Source organism: Brucella rhizosphaerae, assembly GCF_002252475.1.
Classification (GTDB): domain Bacteria; phylum Pseudomonadota; class Alphaproteobacteria; order Rhizobiales; family Rhizobiaceae; genus Brucella; species Brucella rhizosphaerae.
On sequence record NZ_NNRK01000035.1, the window covers coordinates 224,505 to 242,197 of the forward strand.

Below are 17,693 nucleotides of genomic sequence, written 5' to 3' on the forward strand. Positions count from 1 at the left end.
GCGCAAAACCAGCTCACGCTTTATGCCGAAAATCCTTAAGCGATCAGCTTGCCGAACTGGTCGACTTCTTCCTCAGTATTGGCAAAGCTTGTCACGAAGCGTGCGAAAATTTCGCCTTCGCTGATACGATTGACTTCGGAATGCGGCGGGTTCCAGTCGTAGAAGATTGCGCCAGCGTCGCGCAGGCGGTCATAGACAGACTGCTTCATGATAGCGAAAACCTCGTTGGCTTCTGGCTTCCATGCAAGCCGCATCTGGCTCGACGCATCAATATAGCGGGCGAGACGTGCCGAAAGCGCATTGGAGTGTTTCGCCAGATCAATCCAGAGATCATCTGCGAGATAAGCATCGAACTGAGCTGCGATGAAACGTGTTTTCGAAAAAAGCTGTGCCGCACGCTTGCGAATGAAGGGCAGGTCCTTGGCGCGGGCGGGGTCCATGAAGACGAGCGCTTCTGCACACCAGCAACCATTCTTGGTGCCGCCAAAGGAGACGATGTCGACACCCTGCTTCCACGTCATTTCTGCGGGCGTCATGTCGAGCGACACAAGCGCATTGGCAAAGCGTGCACCATCCATATGCAATGGCAGACCTGCACCACGACAGATTTCCGAAATAGTCGAAATATGCTCCGGCTGATAAAGCGTACCAACTTCGGTTGCCTGTGTGATGCTGACAGCCATGGGCTGACCAGCATGAACGAAAGCAGGATTGAAACGCTTGAGCTCGCGCTTGAGTAATTCAGGATCGATGCGGCCCATTGCACCATCAATCGGGTGCAGGCGTGCGCCACCTGTAAAATATTCGGGTGCACCGCATTCATCTTCGATCACGTGGGCTTCACGATGGACGAGCGAGACACCGCCCGGGCGGTTGACGCTTGCGAGTGCCAATGAGTTGGCCGCTGTGCCTGTGCCGACGAAGAAGACCGCCACTTCACGTTCGAAAAGCTCGTTGAAACGTTGTTCCACGCGCTTATCGATTTCGCTGGCACCATAAGCCGCTGCAAAACCATTGGCGTGAAGTGAAAGACTTTCAGCGATTTTCGGGTGGGCGCCTGCCCAGTTGTCTGAAGCAAAATGCACGTTGTTCTCCGCTGGCAGTATGACCTTATAGGAGAGGTCTATAACCGGACTCGGTTACAGGTGTAAGGCCTTCGGGTGTTAAAAAGCGCGTAGGCGCTGTGACTTTTTGGAGCTTCCAACAGCTGCCGTCAGCCGCGCCAAACTGACGCAACAGGCGGTAAACGCAATTAAATAATGAAATCATGAATGTCTGCGACACTTTATTACGCAATAGGGTCGAAAAAATCATGTTTCCATCTTGTGAGCGAATTTGAATTCTGTCATACGTGATTAGGACAGTAATGCTGACTAATTCATCGTTGCTGTCCAATTCATCACTGCGACTGATTGGGTTTCTGGTCAGAGTCTCCGAAAGTCGCAGAAAGAGAGTGCCGTGCGGATCGGGACAACCCGGCAACAGGCGGCATTCATTTGAGGCAGGGGAGTTTGGTGCGCCATATGGCGGGCTGAGGTCGCTTGTCCGAGCCTGAAAGACTAAGGCGCCAAAACAATATTCCTCTCGATGGTTCAGCCGTCGGCCACGGAACGTCGTCCAACGCCTTTTCGATAAGGCTCCCACATATCTAAGTTTAAAGCGCATTCCGAAAAATGCGAAGCGGTTTTCGGATCAGATGCGCGAGAAAATCAGTACGGAACGAATAGCCGTTCCGGTTCATTATCGTATCGCACGCAGGGTTGCGCGCTCACTGGAGGGAATGACGATGCCGCATTTGACGCCATCTGTATCGCATGTGGATTTACACAACGGTCAGAACGGAACGGTCAAAGCTGGTGCGACTAATTCCACCGCTGCGACCCGAAAAACGCGAACTTCCGCGGGTACCCCGCCCGCCCAGGGGCTCTATGATCCCCGCAACGAGCGTGACGCCTGTGGCGTTGGCTTCATCGCGCATATGAAGGGCCAGAAGTCGCATCAGATCGTCGAGAACGGTCTTAAGATGCTTGAAAACCTCACCCATCGTGGTGCGGTTGGTGCCGACCCTTTGATGGGGGACGGTGCGGGCATACTTGTCCAGATTCCGGATCGCTTCTTTCGTGAAGAAATGGCGCGTCAGGGCATCGACCTGCCGCAGCCGGGCCATTATGCCGTAGGCTATCTCTTCATGCCGCGCGATGCTGAACTGCGCGCGCATATTGAGGAAATCGTCAAGGAGGTCATTGCTGCAGAAGGTCAGACCTTCATCGGTTTCCGCGAAGTGCCGGTTGATAACGCTTCGCTGTCAAAGGCACCCGATATTGCCGCGACTGAGCCATTTCATGTTCAGGTTTTCATCGGCCGCAGCGCGACGATTGAATCGGATGATGATTTTGAACGTCGCCTGTTCGTGCTGCGCAAAGTCATTTCCAACCGCATTTATCAGGAAAACGACGGTGACGATCAGGGCTTCTACATCGTTTCGATGTCGGCGCGCACGGTTGTTTATAAGGGCATGTTCCTGGCCTATCAGGTCGGCAGCTATTATAACGACCTGAAAGACCCGCGTTTTGAAAGTGCTGTGGCGCTCGTTCACCAGCGCTTCTCGACCAACACGTTCCCTTCATGGCGTCTGGCGCACCCATATCGCATGGTTGCGCATAACGGCGAAATCAACACGCTGCGCGGCAACGTCAACTGGATGGCTGCGCGTCAGGCTTCGGTGGACTCGGAACTGTTCGGCAACGACATTTCCAAGCTTTGGCCGATCTCTTATGAAGGTCAGTCGGATACGGCTTGCTTCGACAATGCGCTCGAATTTCTGCATCAGGGCGGTTACAGCCTTGCGCATGCAATGATGATGCTGATCCCTGAAGCATGGTCGGGCAATAAGCTGATGTCAGACGAACGCCGCGCGTTCTACGAATATCATGCAGCTCTCATGGAGCCATGGGATGGCCCTGCCGCTGTTGCTTTCACCGACGGTCGTCAGATTGGTGCTACGCTTGATCGGAACGGTCTGCGTCCGGCCCGTTATCTTGTGACGGATGATGACTTTGTCATTCTGGCTTCGGAAGCGGGTGTTCTGCCGGTCGAGGAAAAGAAGGTTGTCAAGAAGTGGCGTCTGCAGCCGGGCCGCATGCTGCTTATTGATATGGAAGAAGGCCGCATTGTCTCTGACGAGGAAATCAAGTCTCAGATTGCGCAGAAGCATCCTTACAAGCAGTGGCTTGCAAACACACAGCTCATTCTGGAAGACCTGAACCCGGTCGAACCACGTGCACTGCGCAAGGACGTGAGCCTGCTCGACCGTCAGCAGTCATTCGGCTACAGCCAGGAAGACACCAAGCTTCTGATGTCGCCTATGGCGACCACCGGTCAGGAAGCCATTGGTTCAATGGGTACGGACACGCCGATTTCGGCAATGTCTGACAAGTCGAAGCTGCTTTACACATACTTCAAGCAGAACTTCGCACAGGTTACGAACCCGCCAATTGATCCGATCCGCGAAGAGCTGGTGATGAGCCTTGTCTCGTTCATTGGCCCGCGCCCGAACATTTTTGATCTGGTTGGCACCTCGCGCCGCAAGCGTCTGGAAGTGCGTCAGCCTATCCTGACCAATGGTGATCTCGAAAAGATCCGCTCCATCGGTCATACGGAAGATCGCTTCGATACGAAGACGCTCGACATTACCTATAACACAGGTGAAGGCGCGAGCGGTATGCATGGAGCCATTGAGCGTCTGTGCGACCGCGCGGAAGCGGCAGTACATGGCGGCTACAACATCGTTATCCTGTCGGATCGTCAGGTTGGTCCGGATCGCATTCCGATCCCGGCATTGCTTGCGACCGCTGCCGTTCACCATCACCTGATCCGCAAGGGTCTGCGTACGTCTGTTGGGCTGGTTGTTGAATCGGGCGAGCCGCGCGAAGTACACCACTTTGCTTGCCTTGCAGGCTATGGTGCGGAAGCGATCAACCCATATCTCGCTTTTGATACGCTGCTCGACATGCATCGTCGCCGTGAATTTCCGCCGGAAGTCGATGAGTATGAAGTGGTTAAGCGCTACATCAAGTCGATCGGCAAGGGCATTCTCAAGGTCATGTCCAAGATGGGCATCTCGACCTACCAGTCCTATTGCGGTGCGCAGATTTTTGATGCTGTCGGCTTGCAGACACGCTTTGTCGATCAGTTCTTTTTCGGAACGGCAACGAGCATTGAAGGCGTTGGTCTGGAAGAAATCGCGGAAGAAACCGTGCGTCGTCATACCGATGCATTCGGTAACGACCCGGTTCTGCTGACCGCACTCGAAGTGGGTGGCGAATATGCCTACCGTATGCGCGGCGAAGCGCATCTCTGGTCGCCGGATGCCGTTGCAAAGCTCCAGCACGCCGTTCGCACGTCAAACCCGGATACATTTACCGAATATACGAGCATGCTCGACTCCAAGTCGGCGCAGGCAAAAACCATTCGTGGTCTGTTCGATATCCGCTTCGCCAAGGGACGTGATATCGAGCCAGTGTCGATTGACGAGGTTGAATCGGCTGCTGATATCGTCAAGCGCTTCTCGACGGGTGCCATGTCTTTCGGCTCGATCTCGCGCGAAGCACACACCACACTTGCGCGTGCCATGAACAGCATTGGCGGCAAGTCCAACACGGGTGAGGGCGGTGAAGAGCCAGACCGTTTCTATCCGTTGCCGGATGGCACACCAAACCCTGAACGCTCTGCAATCAAGCAGGTAGCCTCGGGCCGCTTTGGTGTGACGGCAGAATATCTCGTTAATTCCGACATGATCCAGATCAAGGTCGCACAGGGAGCAAAGCCCGGTGAAGGCGGTCAGCTGCCGGGCCATAAGGTTGATGCGACGATTGCCAAGACGCGTCACTCGACGCCGGGTGTTGGTCTCATTTCGCCTCCGCCGCACCATGACATCTATTCGATCGAAGATCTGGCACAGCTGATCTACGATCTGAAGAACGTCAATCCGGCGGCCGATATTTCGGTCAAGCTGGTGTCCGAAGTGGGTGTTGGTACGGTTGCGGCTGGTGTTGCCAAGGCACGCGCTGATCATATCACGGTGTCGGGCTATGATGGCGGCACAGGTGCGTCTCCGCTGACCTCGCTCAAGCACGCCGGTTCGCCATGGGAAATTGGTCTTGCCGAAACCCACCAGACACTGGTGCTGAACGGTCTTCGTTCGCGTGTCGCCCTTCAGGTCGATGGCGGTCTTCGTACCGGTCGTGACGTGATTATCGGAGCACTGCTTGGTGCTGACGAGTTCGGTTTCTCGACGGCTCCGCTGATTGCTGCCGGCTGCATCATGATGCGCAAATGCCATCTCAACACCTGCCCTGTGGGCGTTGCTACGCAGGACCCGGTTCTGCGCAAGCGCTTCAAGGGCACACCAGAACATGTCATCAACTTCTTCTTCTATCTGGCTGAAGAAGTGCGCGCATTGCTGGCTGAAATGGGCTTTACCAAGCTTGAACAGATTATCGGTGAAACCGATCTTCTGGAAAAGCAGGACATGATTGATCATTGGAAGGCCAAGGGTCTCGACTTCAGCCGTATCTTCTACAAGCCAGAAGCCGAGAAGCACGAAATCTACTGGACCGAACGTCAGCATCATCCGATTGAACACGTTCTTGATCGCACGTTGATTGCTCAGGCCTTGCCTGCGCTCGAAAACAAGACGCCGGTCAAAATCGATGTCGACATCAAGAACGTTGACCGTTCGGCAGGTGCCATGCTCTCGGGTGAGGTGGCCAAGCGCTTTCGCCACAAGGGTCTGCCGGAAGATACGATTGCCGTTACCCTTCGCGGTACGGCTGGTCAGTCCTTCGGTGCGTTCCTCGCCCGCGGTATTTCGTTTGATCTGATCGGCGATGGCAACGATTATATCGGCAAAGGCCTTTCGGGTGGCCGCATTGTCATACGTCCGCCAGAAGATACGCGTATTGTGGCTGAAGACTCGATTATCGCAGGCAATACCGTGCTTTACGGTGCGCTTGAAGGCGAGTGCTATTTCCGCGGTGTGGCAGGCGAGCGTTTCGCGGTGCGTAACTCCGGCGCTGTTACGGTTGTCGAAGGCGTGGGTGACCACGGCTGCGAATATATGACCGGCGGTGTTGTCGTGGTTATCGGTCAGACTGGCCGTAACTTCGCAGCAGGCATGTCGGGCGGCGTCGCCTATGTGCTTGATGAAGTTGGTGATTTCGCACAGCGCTGCAACATGGCGATGGTCGAGCTGGAACCGGTGCCGGAAGAGGATGATATTCTCGAAAAGCTGCACCATCACGGCGGTGACCTGATGCACAAGGGCCGTGTAGATGTCTCGGCAAACATGACGCGCCATGACGAAGAACGTCTGGTGCAGTTGATTGCCAATCATCTGCATTACACCGGCTCAACGCGCGCCAAGGACATTCTCGATAATTGGGAGAGCTATCGCCCGAAATTCGTGAAGGTCATGCCGGTCGAATATCGCCGCGCTCTGGAAGAGATGGAGCGCATGCATGCAGATCGGCGTTGCAGCGGAATAAAAGTCACAAATCTTGACCGGCGTTTCGGCGCGCCTTGAAAGGCGCGCGACGCTGGGAGCCTCGCACCGCGAGAGGAGCATAAAATGGGTAAGGTAACTGGTTTTCTTGAGATCGACCGGCAGGTAGCAAAGTACCAGCCTGCATCGGATCGTATTCGTCACTTCCGCGAATTCACGCTTCCCATGACGGATGGTGAAGTGCAGAAGCAGGCGGCACGTTGCATGGATTGCGGCATTCCGTTCTGTCATGGTCCGACGGGCTGCCCCGTACACAACCAGATCCCGGACTGGAACGACCTCGTCTATAACAACAACTGGGATCAGGCGATCCGCAACCTGCATCTGACCAACAATTTTCCTGAATTCACGGGTCGCGTCTGCCCGGCTCCCTGCGAGGAAGCCTGCACGCTGAACCTTGAAGACGCACCGGTTGCAATCAAGACGGTTGAACAGGCACTGGGTGACAAGGCTTATGAGCTTGGTCATATCGTGCCACAGCCTGCAGCACAGAAGACGGGCAAGTCGGTCGCAATCATCGGTTCGGGGCCTGCGGGTCTTGCTGCAGCGCAGCAGCTCGCGCGTGCCGGACACATGGTCGACGTCTATGAACGCGAAAGCCGTCCGGGTGGGCTGCTGCGTTATGGTATTCCAGACTTCAAGATGGAAAAGCATCTCATCGACCGTCGCGTCACGCAGATGGAAGGCGAAGGCGTTCGCTTCCTTTGCGGCGTAAATATCGGTGTCGACAAGCCTCTGCGCGGTCTGCTCGATACTTATGATGCTGTGCTTTATTCAGGCGGTTCGGAAAAGCCGCGTCCTGCGGGCATTCCGGGTGCGGACCTTGAAGGCGTGCATGATGCCATGCCTTATCTGGTTCAGCAGAACCGTCGCGTTGGCCGTGAAAACATTGAATCGGTTGCGTGGCATGAAGCGCCAATTCTCGCTGGCGGCAAACACATTGTCGTTGTTGGTGGTGGTGATACGGCTTCCGACTGCGTCGGAACGGCTTTCCGTCAGGGCGCTGTCAACGTCACACAGCTCGATATTCGCCCGCAGCCGCCTGAAAGAGAAGACAAGCTTAGCGTCTGGCCTTATTGGGCCACCAAGATGCGTACTTCTTCCAGTCAGGCAGAAGGTGCAAATCGCGAGTTTCAGGTAGCGACACTCGAATTTGTCGGCGAAGACGGCAAGCTGACCCATGTGAAGTGCTGCCAGGTTGACGATAAGCGCAAGCCGATTGCAGGCTCTGAATTCTACATCAAGGCTGATCTTGCATTCATCGCTATCGGCTTCTTCGGTCCGGCAGATAACAGCGTGCTCAGGGAACTGGGCGAGAAGCTGGAAATCGCAACGGATCGCCGCGGCGGAACTTCGGTGAAGGCCAATGAGCATGATTACCGCACCAATGTCGACAAGCTCTATGCAGCTGGTGACGTCCGTCGCGGCCAGTCGCTGGTTGTGTGGGCCATCCGTGAAGGCCGTCAGGCAGCGCATGCGATTGACGCCGATCTGATGGGTTCGTCTGTATTGCCACGCTGATCAAGAACGGTTGCGTAATAAAAAAGCCCGGCGCTAAGCCGGGCTTTTTGCGTTTTAGTCTTGTTGGCGTTTCTTGCGAACTATCAGATAGATAACTGCCAAAAGCACAAACCAGACGGGCGTCACTTTCAGCGCAACGGCTGTATCCGGTTCCTGTGCCAGCGCCCAAAGGATGAAGGCGAAGAAGGCAAAAACCATAATGACAGAAGCGCGTCCGCCGGGCAGCTTGAAGGTCGACTGTTCATGCAGATCAGGGCGCTTGCGGCGGTACTGAATGTAGGACGCCAGAATGATTGACCAGATGAAGATGAACAGAAGCGCTGAAATCGTCGTGACGATTGTAAATGCTTCGATGATGCTCTGGCCCGCATAAAGCAGCACAACGCCTGCAAGCAGGAAAATGCAGGAGAAGAACAGTGCATTCACTGGCACCTTACGGCTGTTGAGCTTGCCGAGTAGTTTCGGAGCCAGACGCGCCGTCGCCAGACCGTAGATCATACGCGAGGTTGAATAGATGCCGGAGTTGGCGCTCGACGTTGCCGAGGTTAGCACCACGAAATTCACGACATGCGCTGCAATGCCGAGGCCTGCAAGCGAGAACATAGCCACGAACGGGCTGGAGTTAGGATCGACCTGATCCCAAGGAATGACCGTGATGATGACGAACAACGCACCAACATAGAAAAGTACGACGCGGATCGGGATAGAGTTGATCGCCTTTGGCAGATTGCGCATCGGATTTTCGGTTTCAGCGGCAGCCGTGCCGACCAGCTCGATACCGACGAATGCAAAAACAGCTATCTGGAAACCAGCGACAAAGCCGAAGAAGCCGTTGGGGAAGAACCCGCCATGTGACCACAGATGCTCGACCGATGCCCTGGTACCATTGGGCAGCATGAAGCTTGTCGAAAGCATGTAAACGCCCGCGATGATCAAAGCGACAATGGCGACGATCTTGATGAGCGCGAACCAGAACTCGATTTCACCGAAATTGCGCACATTCGGCAGGTTGAGCAGCAGCAGCACACCGATAAGACCCAGTGCCGGGACCCAAAGAGCCAATTCCGGATACCAGAACGATACGTAGCCTGATACGGCCACCACATCGGCGATGCCGGTTACAATCCAGCACAACCAGTAAGTCCAGCCGGTAAAGAACTGCGCCCAGGGACCGAGATAGTCACCCGCGAAATCGGCGAAGGAGCGGTATTCCAGATTGGAAAGAAGGATTTCGCCAAGTGCCCGCATCACGAAGAACAGCATGAAGCCGATGATCGCATAAACCAGCAGAATGGATGGGCCGGCCAGCGAGATTGTCTTGCCGGAGCCCATGAAAAGGCCTGTGCCGATAGCGCCGCCAATAGCGATCAGCTGGAGATGTCGATTGGACAGATTGCGTGCAAGATGGGGTTCCTCCTCCCGGTTGTTTTCAACGGGAGGCTTCGATGCAATATTCATTCAGATGCCTCTTATGCAATGCAGCGACGCGCTTCGAGCGGTTCCGGCTAAGACTGAATCTTTGGAACCGCATCTCACTATTCAGTTCTTACGCAGCATCCAACGCAAAACCGCTTCGCACGTTTGCTGGAAATGCCTTAAGGCCAGATTGGACTGCGCGATCTTCTGATAGACGAGCTCATCTGAAATGTGAACCGCGAGAAATATAGCATTTAGGCTGAGAAATACCGCATATTTCACGGCATTTGCGGCCAATCCCTGATGGCTTGATCGCGAATAATCTTATTATTCAGGGATTTACGCTTTGTTGTGGCCAGGAGAAATCGTCGGCGCGCCCGGGCGCGTTTTTTTGCTCGGTGGACGGCTTTTTATCGTCCTTCTTGCGCGAAGCCAGTACGCCACCCAGCAAAACACCGCTATTGTCGCGATCAATGTCACGCAGACTGACCGGAGCAATCCGGTCTACAGGCTTTGAAGGATCCTGCGTTCCAGCCGCCGGGAGCAGTTGCTCACTATCCTTGTTGCCGCCAAACAGAGCTTTCAGAGGTTTTTCTGCATAGAAGGCGAGCTTGCGTTTGCCAGCAGATGTGGTGTTGATACCGTCATTGCCGCGCAGACGCGCGGTCTGGCCGTTGATATCAAAGCCGGTCTGGCTGAAATTGCCTTCCTCATCGACAAAGCCATCCCAAACATCGATAAATTTCGCGCCTGCCTTTTCGGATGTGGTGCGGTAAATTTCATTGAGCGCCAGCATATCCTGCGACATGCCGCGAGGACGAAATGGCGGCTGCCCAACCCAGATCAGCGGATAGTTTTTATCCGTGATTGCCTTCGTGAATTTGGAAACGCGGCTTTGATATTCAGCTGTCCATTCTGGTGAACGGGCGGTCAGGCTTTGTCCTTTGACGGTGATCGCCTGCCGGTCGTTGGAGCCTATCATCACGACCACGGCTGCAGGCTTTTCCTCTTCGAGAATTTTACCGATATTTGCAGGCCAATCGAAATGGTCATCGCGCACAAAGCCGGATGAACCATTGATGCGGCTCACGATCTGCATGTCGGTACTGGACGCAAAGGCGATGTCCAGCCCCTCCGCCAGACCGTTGCCAATGAAGTCGCCGACAACCAGAACCTTTTTGGCATCAGGGTTCTTTTCTACGAAATTGATTTCAGGTTGTGGAGCCGGAACATTAGCAGATCGTACAGTCGGGGTGGCTGCCTTGGGTGCGCGTTTGGGTTTTGCAGGGCGCACGCGTTGTGGTTTTGGTTGTTCATACTGGCGTTGCGGTTGCGCCTGCTTTGGTCCGAACAAGAGATCAAAAATCGTGCGAGGCCGTTCCTGTGCCGATACGGAAGACAAGGAAGTCAGCGCTATTGCAAAGGTAACGAGCATCGTCCTCAAAACGCTGCCGGTTGTGCTTTTGAACTGCTCTGCCTGCATTGCTCTCACCTTCATGCTTCCAGAATAGTAGCGCTGATCATCAAAAAGAAAAAGGAGCGTACATTTGATGTACGCTCCTTTGCTTTAAAGTGGCTCTTAACGACGACGGAGAACCGTAAGCACTTCGGCGCTTGGATGTCCGTCTGGCTGCAAACCATTGCGTTGCTGGAAAGCCTCGATCGCTTTGCGCGATGTCGAGCCGATCTTGCCGTCAATCTTGCCATCATAATAGCCGAGAGCTTTGAGATGCGTCTGCAATTCTTCGCGCTCGTTCATGGTGATGGGGGTGAAAGGACGGTTCCAATCCTGACGCAGACCCTGATAACCACCGATACGATCTGCAAGCAGGCCAACTGCGAGCGCATATTTATCGGCGTTGTTATAGCGTTTGATCATGAAGAAATTCTTGGTCATCAGGAAAGCGGGTCCCTGGCGACCGTCGAGGACTTTCAGAGTGATTTTCTCATTGGCATCCGGGAAAGGGCGGCCATTGGCACGAACAACGCCGAGCTTCTGCCATTCGGCTGCGGAAAGCGCACCAGATGGGAACTTGCGTCCGGCCGGAAGTACAACTTCATAACCCCATGTGCGGCCGGGCTGCCAGCCATTGCGGTGCAGAAGGTTGGCGGCGGTGCCAAGAGCATCAGGAACCGAGTTCCAGATATCGCGCTTGCCATTGCCATCCATATCGACTGCATAAGCCTGATAGCTCGTCGGGATGAACTGGGTGTGACCCATCGCTCCGGCCCACGAACCAGTCAGGTGACCGCGATCAATATCGCCAGTCTGGAGGATTTTCATAGCGGCGATCAGCTGAGTGCGGCCAAATTTGGCACGGCGCTGGTCGGCATAGGCCAGTGTGGCAAGCGAACGGATCGTGTCCATCATGACATCGTCGCGCTTGAGAATCTCGCCGTAATTGCTTTCCATCGACCAGATGGCAAGCAGGATATTGCGGTCAACTGAAAAGCGCTGTTCTATGCGCTGGAGCCATGGGCCCCATTTTTTCGCCATGCTCTGGCCGACAGCCACGGAATGTTCATTCACGCGATTGTCGATATAGTTCCAGACAGGTTCGCTGAATTCCGGCTGAAAGCGGGCTTTGCGCAAAACTTCAGGATCGGGCGATTCGACGCCTCTGAATGCGCGGTCGAACGTCGATGGGGATACGCCATTCTGGATCGCTGTTGTGCGGAAACTGGAAACCCATTTTCGAAAATTGGCATCAGCCAAAGCGCTGCCGGTCGTCAGACCAGATACAAGCATTGCCACCGCAACGGTTGCTGTAATCTTGGCGCGCATTCCTCGTCCCAGAGTGAATGGAAATCGCAGCATTCTGTGTTTCCCTTCTGCAATCATGTTTCTGCCGTGTCGAACGGCGAGTTGCCTGTCATGCCGGGCCTGCTTCAATCAGATTGCATTAAGTTATTAATACTATCCAGTGTTGAATTTGGGGCCGACCCTTTTCATGTTCACATTAGAGGCTTGAGGTTAGCATTTGGTTTACCATGGTGAGATCATCGAAAAAATTGCAGAAAGTTTTGCGAAATTTTTGAATCAAGTAAGATTAAGGTAAGGTCATCGAATGTGATGAGGAATAAGACGAAATTTCGTCATTCCTTAATGAAAACGCCCTATTTGAAATGCAGTGGTTTCAATGCTTTGATAGCACATCAGCGTTAGTGAAAAAAATCGAGGAGACGAATGAGTTCGATCCGCAAAATCCGCAAGGCAGTTTTCCCCGTCGCCGGTCTTGGCACCCGCTTTCTTCCAGCGACCAAGTCCATCCCCAAGGAAATGCTCACCGTCGTCGACAAGCCTGTCATCCAGTATGTGGTGGACGAAGCGCGCGAAGCGGGTATCGAACATCTGATTTTCGTCACCGGACGCAATAAGGCTGTCATCGAGGATTATTTCGATGCGCAGGTTGAGCTCTACGCGACCCTGGCTGAGCGCGGGAAGACGGCAGAGCTTGAGCATCTGCAGGAATTGCAGCCGCAGCCTGGCACGACGAGCTTTACCCGCCAGCAGGTTCCGCTGGGTCTGGGTCATGCCGTATGGTGTGCCCGCGAGCTGGTTGGCGATGAACCTTTTGCTCTGCTCCTGCCTGATATGGTCATGCAGTCGAAAAAGGGCTGCTTGAAGGAAATGGTCGAGCTGTATGAGCAGACCGGCGGCAATGTCATTGCTGTGCAGGAATGCAATCCTGAAGAAGCCCACAAATACGGTATCGTCGGCAAGGGCGATGCAATCGGCAACGGCTTTGAAATCAACCAGATGGTTGAAAAGCCTGCCAAGGGCACGGCGCCATCCAATCTCTATATCAATGGCCGCTATATTCTTCAGCCGGAAATCTTTGAACTGCTGAGCAAGCAGGAAAAGGGTGCGGGTAATGAAATCCAGCTGACTGATGCGATGCTGAAGCTTGCCGACGCACAGAAATTTTACGGTTTCGATTATCATGGCCGCACATTCGACTGCGGCTCGAAATCCGGGTTCATCGAAGCCAACGTGGCTTTTGCCTTGTGGCGGAAGGATATTCGCCCAACGGTCGAAGTCTCGATTGCCGATCTTCTCAAGACTATAAAGCCAGAATAGGCCTGATAGTAGTTCAGAACCTAACGGACCCCGCTTTCAGAAATGATGGCGGGGTTTTTGTTTGAAACAAGCTTTTCGTTCTTCTGGCATGAAACTCGCATACTGAAACTTCAAAGACGCTTCCAGATTTTTGTGGTGCGCTCTGAAGGTTGAGAACATGACAGTAACAGATGATCATCTGAAAGCGCTTTCGTCGCAACGCGTTAATGGGCTGGGGCAATTGTCGCTTCAGTTCAGGGATGGTCGTACACGCATCGCAAAGCTTTATCAGGAGGGCGCAGCCAAGATACGCATGCCGCGCACGCTGGTTGATCCTCTTGAAGCAATTCTCATCAATACTTCCGGCGGTTTAACAGGCGGAGACCGCCTGAGATGGGATGTGGAATTAAGCGAAAACGCGTCTGCTGTCGTCACCACACAGGCTTGCGAGCGCATATATCGCTCAGGCGGTGGCGAAGCTCGCATTGCAACAAGCCTCAAACTTGCAAAAGGCACGCGTCTTGCATGGCTCCCACAGGAGACCATTCTTTTCAATCGATCTGCACTCACACGCAGGCTCGATATCGAGATGGAGAAAGGTGCTGATCTTCTGGTGGTGGAAGCAAATGTCTTCGGGCGTCTCGCCATGGGCGAAACGGTTGAGCGCGCCTTGTTTCATGATCGCTGGCGCGTGCGGCTGGAAGGGCGATTGGTCCACGCCGAAGAATTGCGCCTTGGGCCTGATGTTGCAGAGCAATTGCAGGCCAGAGCGGTAGCAAATGGTGCGTTGGCGATTGCTACGGTTCTGATGGTTTCTGATCAAGCCGAACGGCATCTTGATGCCGCACGGGTGATTGTGGGCGACGATGGCGGGTGTAGCCTTGTGGATGCAAATCGGGCGTCCAAGCTGATTATCCGGCTCATTGCGCCGGATAGCTATGAACTGCGCAAGCGGCTGGTCCCGTTACTGGCGCTGCTCAATGGAAAGGCAGGGTTGCCTAAAGTTTGGTCAATTTAAGTCAGGTGACGCTTCGCAGCTTTAAAGAAAGACGATTTGGAACAAAGTTATGAATTTGACGCCGAGAGAAAAAGACAAGCTTCTGATCGCCATGGCAGCCATGGTTGCACGCCGTCGTCTTGAACGTGGCGTTAAGCTCAATCATCCCGAAGCGATCGCGTTGATCAGCGACTTCGTGGTTGAGGGTGCACGAGATGGACGCTCTGTCGCCGACCTCATGGAAGCTGGAGCGCATGTGATTACGCGTGAGCAGGTGATGGAAGGTGTGGCCGAGATGATCCACGACGTTCAGGTTGAGGCAACGTTCCCAGATGGCACGAAGCTGGTCACCGTGCACGAACCCATCCGCTGAGGCGGGAAAGTCATAAAAGAGGGAATAAATATGAAGAAATCAACGGTTTTTGCAGCAGCAGTTCTGGCACTAACTGCGAGCCCGGCCTTCGCACATCTTAATCCGGCAGAGCATGGCTCTTTCGCGGCTGGTTTCACGCACCCGCTTTCAGGTGCGGATCATATTCTGGCGATGGTGGCGGTTGGTCTTTGGGCAGCGATGCTGGGCGGGCGGGCGCTGTTAGCGGTGCCTGCAGCCTTTGTCGGAGTGATGTTGCTGGGCTTCGTGGCTGCACTTGCAGGCCTTCCTGTACCATTCGTTGAGCCTGTAATTCTGGCCTCGGTGGTGGTGATTGGCTTGCTGGTCGCTTTGGCTTTGCCGGTTTCAGCAGTCGTCGGCGCGATGATCGTCGGGTTCTTCGCCTTTTTCCATGGACATGCGCATGGTGGCGAAATTGGTGGTGCAGCATTTCTCACCTATGGGGCTGGTTTTGCTCTGGCGACGATCCTGCTTCATGTCGCAGGCATTGGCGTGGGTCTGGCAGTGGGGCGTTTGATGGGCGGACCGAATGGACGCCTTGCGTTGCGCGTTGCAGGTGGTGCGACTGCGCTTGGCGGTCTTATGCTGATGGCTGGGTGAGGTGAGCAATGATACCTGGAGAAATCATTACAGCTGATTGCGACATAGAACTCAATGAAGGTCGGCCAACTATAATCATCAAGGTTGCCAACACCGGCGACCGCCCAATCCAGGTTGGCAGCCATTACCACTTCTATGAGGTCAATGCGGCTTTGTCCTTTGATCGCGAACAGGCGCGCGGGTTCAGGCTCGACATTGCGGCGGGAACAGCGGTGCGTTTTGAACCGGGACAGGAGCGTGATGTGACGCTGGTACCGATCGGTGGCAAACGCGAGATTTATGGCTTCCGTCAGCTTGTCATGGGCAAGCTTTAACCTCGGGAAAAGGGGAGTTTCATGCCAGCCAGAATTAGTCGCGCAACCTATGCGCAGATGTTCGGCCCAACGACCGGTGACAAGGTTCGGCTTGCAGATACGGAGCTGTTCATCGAAGTCGAGAAGGACCTGACCGTTTATGGTGAGGAAGTGAAGTTCGGCGGCGGCAAGGTGATCCGCGATGGTATGGGGCAAAGCCAGCTGTCACGTGCACAAGGTGCCATGGATACAGTCATCACCAATGCGCTGATCCTTGATCATACTGGCATCTACAAGGCTGACGTCGGGCTGCTCGATGGGCGCATTGCGGGTATCGGCAAAGCTGGCAATCCCGATACCCAACCGGGCGTGACGATTATCATCGGGCCGGGCACGGAGATTATTGCAGGCGAAGGCCGTATTTTGACTGCGGGCGCGATAGACTCGCACATTCACTTCATTTCACCGCAGCAGGTGGAAGAAGCGCTTACTTCCGGCGTCACCTGTATGGTTGGTGGTGGCACCGGTCCGGCTCATGGCACGCTGGCAACCACATGCACGCCGGGGCCATGGAATATTGCTCGTCTCATCCAGTCCTTTGATGGCATGGCGATGAATTTTGGCGTGTTTGGCAAGGGTAATGCATCCTTGCCGGGTGCACTCGAAGAAATGGTGCTTGCCGGAGCTTGCGGTCTGAAATTGCATGAGGATTGGGGCACGACACCTGCTTCCATTGATAATTGCCTCTCGGTTGCGGATCGCTTTGATGTGCAAGTGGCAATCCATACCGATACGCTCAACGAATCCGGCTTTGTCGAAGATACACTGGCGGCATTCAAAGGGCGCACGATCCACTCATTCCATACGGAAGGCGCAGGCGGTGGGCACGCGCCGGATATTATTCGGGTCTGCCAATATCCGAATGTGTTGCCCGCTTCGACCAATCCGACACGGCCTTATACGGTCAACACGGTGGCCGAACATCTCGACATGCTGATGGTCTGTCATCATCTGTCGCCTTCGATCCCGGAGGATATTGCCTTTGCCGAAAGCCGTATCCGCAAGGAGACAATCGCTGCGGAGGATATTCTCCACGACATGGGTGCGTTTTCAATCATTTCATCTGACAGTCAGGCTATGGGTCGTGTGGGCGAAATGATCATCCGCTGCTGGCAGACAGCCGACAAGATGAAGCGCCAGCGCGGCTCTCTTTCAGACGATACACCGGGCAATGATAATTATCGTGTCCGTCGCTATGTAGCGAAATATACGATCAATCCGGCAATCGCCCATGGCATGTCACATGAAATTGGCTCAGTGGCAGTCGGAAAGCGTGCCGATCTGGTGTTGTGGAACCCTGCATTCTTTGGCGTAAAGCCGGATTTTGTCTTGCTTGGAGGTTGGATAGCAACGGCACCTATGGGCGATCCGAATGCATCCATTCCCACACCACAACCCATGCATTACCGGCCAATGTTCGGCTCGTTCGGCAAAGCACGCACCAACAGCTCCATCACATTTGTTTCGGAAGCCGCAATGAGTGCGGGACTGCGTGAGGCAATTGGCGTCGACAAGCAGATGGTTGCGGTGAAAAATACACGAGATGGCATCGGCAAACGCTCAATGATTTTAAACGACGCCATGCCGGAGATGGAAGTAGATCCAGAGACTTATGAAGTGCGTGCCAATGGCGAGCTTTTGACCTGTGAACCTGTCGATATCGTCCCAATGGCCCAACGCTACTTCCTGTATTAGAGCGATGCCCGCTAAGACTGAATCGTTGGAGCCGCTCTAACGGTTTGTTTTTACGCATTATCCTACACAAAACTGCTTCGCGCTTTTGGCTCAAATGC

The 17,693-nt window shown here is 54.4% G+C and carries 12 protein-coding genes; 8 read left to right on the plus strand and 4 right to left on the minus strand.

Annotated features, from left to right (window positions below; all coding sequences use genetic code 11):
- Positions 1 to 35: 35 nt before the first annotated feature.
- A complete protein-coding gene (locus CEV32_RS22680; RefSeq protein ID WP_094579388.1) occupies positions 36 to 1,085 on the minus strand; it encodes a threonine aldolase family protein in 1,050 nt (349 codons plus the stop codon).
- Between the two features lie 701 nt (positions 1,086 to 1,786).
- Between CEV32_RS22680 and gltB the strand changes: the two genes are divergently transcribed.
- Both gltB and CEV32_RS22690 read left to right on the plus strand, forming a co-directional pair.
- The gene (gltB, locus tag CEV32_RS22685; protein WP_143128865.1) at positions 1,787 to 6,583 is read left to right on the plus strand and encodes a glutamate synthase large subunit; all 4,797 of its coding nucleotides are present in this window, start codon (positions 1,787 to 1,789) and stop codon (positions 6,581 to 6,583) included.
- Positions 6,584 to 6,628: 45 nt separating this feature from the next.
- Positions 6,629 to 8,083: a glutamate synthase subunit beta gene (locus CEV32_RS22690; protein ID WP_094579389.1), complete on the plus strand. Its 1,455-nt coding sequence runs from the start codon at positions 6,629 to 6,631 to the stop codon at positions 8,081 to 8,083.
- Positions 8,084 to 8,137: 54 nt separating this feature from the next.
- Here the strand turns inward: CEV32_RS22690 and CEV32_RS22695 are convergent, their stop codons facing one another.
- From CEV32_RS22695 to CEV32_RS22705, 3 genes are all read right to left on the minus strand, one after another.
- Positions 8,138 to 9,541, minus strand: a complete 1,404-nt coding sequence (locus tag CEV32_RS22695) for an amino acid permease (protein WP_094579390.1) — start codon at positions 9,539 to 9,541, stop codon at positions 8,138 to 8,140.
- Positions 9,542 to 9,830: 289 nt separating this feature from the next.
- Entirely contained in the window at positions 9,831 to 10,982 is a 1,152-nt protein-coding gene (locus CEV32_RS22700) for an SGNH/GDSL hydrolase family protein (RefSeq protein WP_094579391.1), read from the minus strand.
- 96 nt (positions 10,983 to 11,078) lie between these two features.
- Positions 11,079 to 12,317: a lytic murein transglycosylase gene (locus CEV32_RS22705; RefSeq protein WP_094579392.1), complete on the minus strand. Its 1,239-nt coding sequence runs from the start codon at positions 12,315 to 12,317 to the stop codon at positions 11,079 to 11,081.
- Positions 12,318 to 12,686: 369 nt separating this feature from the next.
- Here CEV32_RS22705 and galU point away from each other — a divergent pair, with 369 nt between their 5' ends.
- The 6 genes from galU (at position 12,687) to ureC (ending at position 17,595) form a co-directional block, all read left to right on the plus strand.
- Positions 12,687 to 13,580, plus strand: a complete 894-nt coding sequence (galU, locus tag CEV32_RS22710) for a UTP--glucose-1-phosphate uridylyltransferase GalU (RefSeq protein ID WP_094579393.1) — start codon at positions 12,687 to 12,689, stop codon at positions 13,578 to 13,580.
- 157 nt (positions 13,581 to 13,737) lie between these two features.
- Positions 13,738 to 14,577 carry an urease accessory protein UreD gene (locus tag CEV32_RS22715; RefSeq protein WP_094579394.1) on the plus strand — a complete coding sequence of 280 codons (840 nt, stop codon included), beginning with the start codon at positions 13,738 to 13,740 and terminating at the stop codon, positions 14,575 to 14,577.
- 49 nt (positions 14,578 to 14,626) lie between these two features.
- Positions 14,627 to 14,929 carry an urease subunit gamma gene (locus tag CEV32_RS22720; protein ID WP_094579395.1) on the plus strand — a complete coding sequence of 101 codons (303 nt, stop codon included), beginning with the start codon at positions 14,627 to 14,629 and terminating at the stop codon, positions 14,927 to 14,929.
- A 30-nt stretch (positions 14,930 to 14,959) separates the two neighbouring features.
- Positions 14,960 to 15,547: a HupE/UreJ family protein gene (locus tag CEV32_RS22725; protein WP_094579396.1), complete on the plus strand. Its 588-nt coding sequence runs from the start codon at positions 14,960 to 14,962 to the stop codon at positions 15,545 to 15,547.
- Positions 15,548 to 15,555: 8 nt separating this feature from the next.
- Positions 15,556 to 15,861 (plus strand): urease subunit beta, encoded by a 306-nt coding sequence (locus tag CEV32_RS22730; RefSeq protein ID WP_094579397.1) that lies wholly within the window; start codon positions 15,556 to 15,558, stop codon positions 15,859 to 15,861.
- A gap of 21 nt (positions 15,862 to 15,882) precedes the next feature.
- On the plus strand, positions 15,883 to 17,595 hold the full coding sequence (gene ureC, locus CEV32_RS22735) for an urease subunit alpha (RefSeq protein ID WP_094579398.1): 1,713 nt from the start codon (positions 15,883 to 15,885) through the stop codon (positions 17,593 to 17,595).
- Positions 17,596 to 17,693: the final 98 nt, after the last annotated feature.

Coding starts and splice junctions, on each gene's coding strand:
- ureC (WP_094579398.1), top strand. CDS start 15,883: ATGCCAGCCAGAATTAGTCGCGCAACCTATGCGCAGATGTTCGGCCCA.
- CEV32_RS22695 (WP_094579390.1), bottom strand. CDS start 9,541: ATGAATATTGCATCGAAGCCTCCCGTTGAAAACAACCGGGAGGAGGAA.
- CEV32_RS22720 (WP_094579395.1), top strand. CDS start 14,627: ATGAATTTGACGCCGAGAGAAAAAGACAAGCTTCTGATCGCCATGGCA.
- CEV32_RS22730 (WP_094579397.1), top strand. CDS start 15,556: ATGATACCTGGAGAAATCATTACAGCTGATTGCGACATAGAACTCAAT.
- CEV32_RS22705 (WP_094579392.1), bottom strand. CDS start 12,317: ATGCTGCGATTTCCATTCACTCTGGGACGAGGAATGCGCGCCAAGATT.
- CEV32_RS22690 (WP_094579389.1), top strand. CDS start 6,629: ATGGGTAAGGTAACTGGTTTTCTTGAGATCGACCGGCAGGTAGCAAAG.
- CEV32_RS22715 (WP_094579394.1), top strand. CDS start 13,738: ATGACAGTAACAGATGATCATCTGAAAGCGCTTTCGTCGCAACGCGTT.
- galU (WP_094579393.1), top strand. CDS start 12,687: ATGAGTTCGATCCGCAAAATCCGCAAGGCAGTTTTCCCCGTCGCCGGT.
- CEV32_RS22700 (WP_094579391.1), bottom strand. CDS start 10,982: ATGCAGGCAGAGCAGTTCAAAAGCACAACCGGCAGCGTTTTGAGGACG.
- CEV32_RS22725 (WP_094579396.1), top strand. CDS start 14,960: ATGAAGAAATCAACGGTTTTTGCAGCAGCAGTTCTGGCACTAACTGCG.
- gltB (WP_143128865.1), top strand. CDS start 1,787: ATGCCGCATTTGACGCCATCTGTATCGCATGTGGATTTACACAACGGT.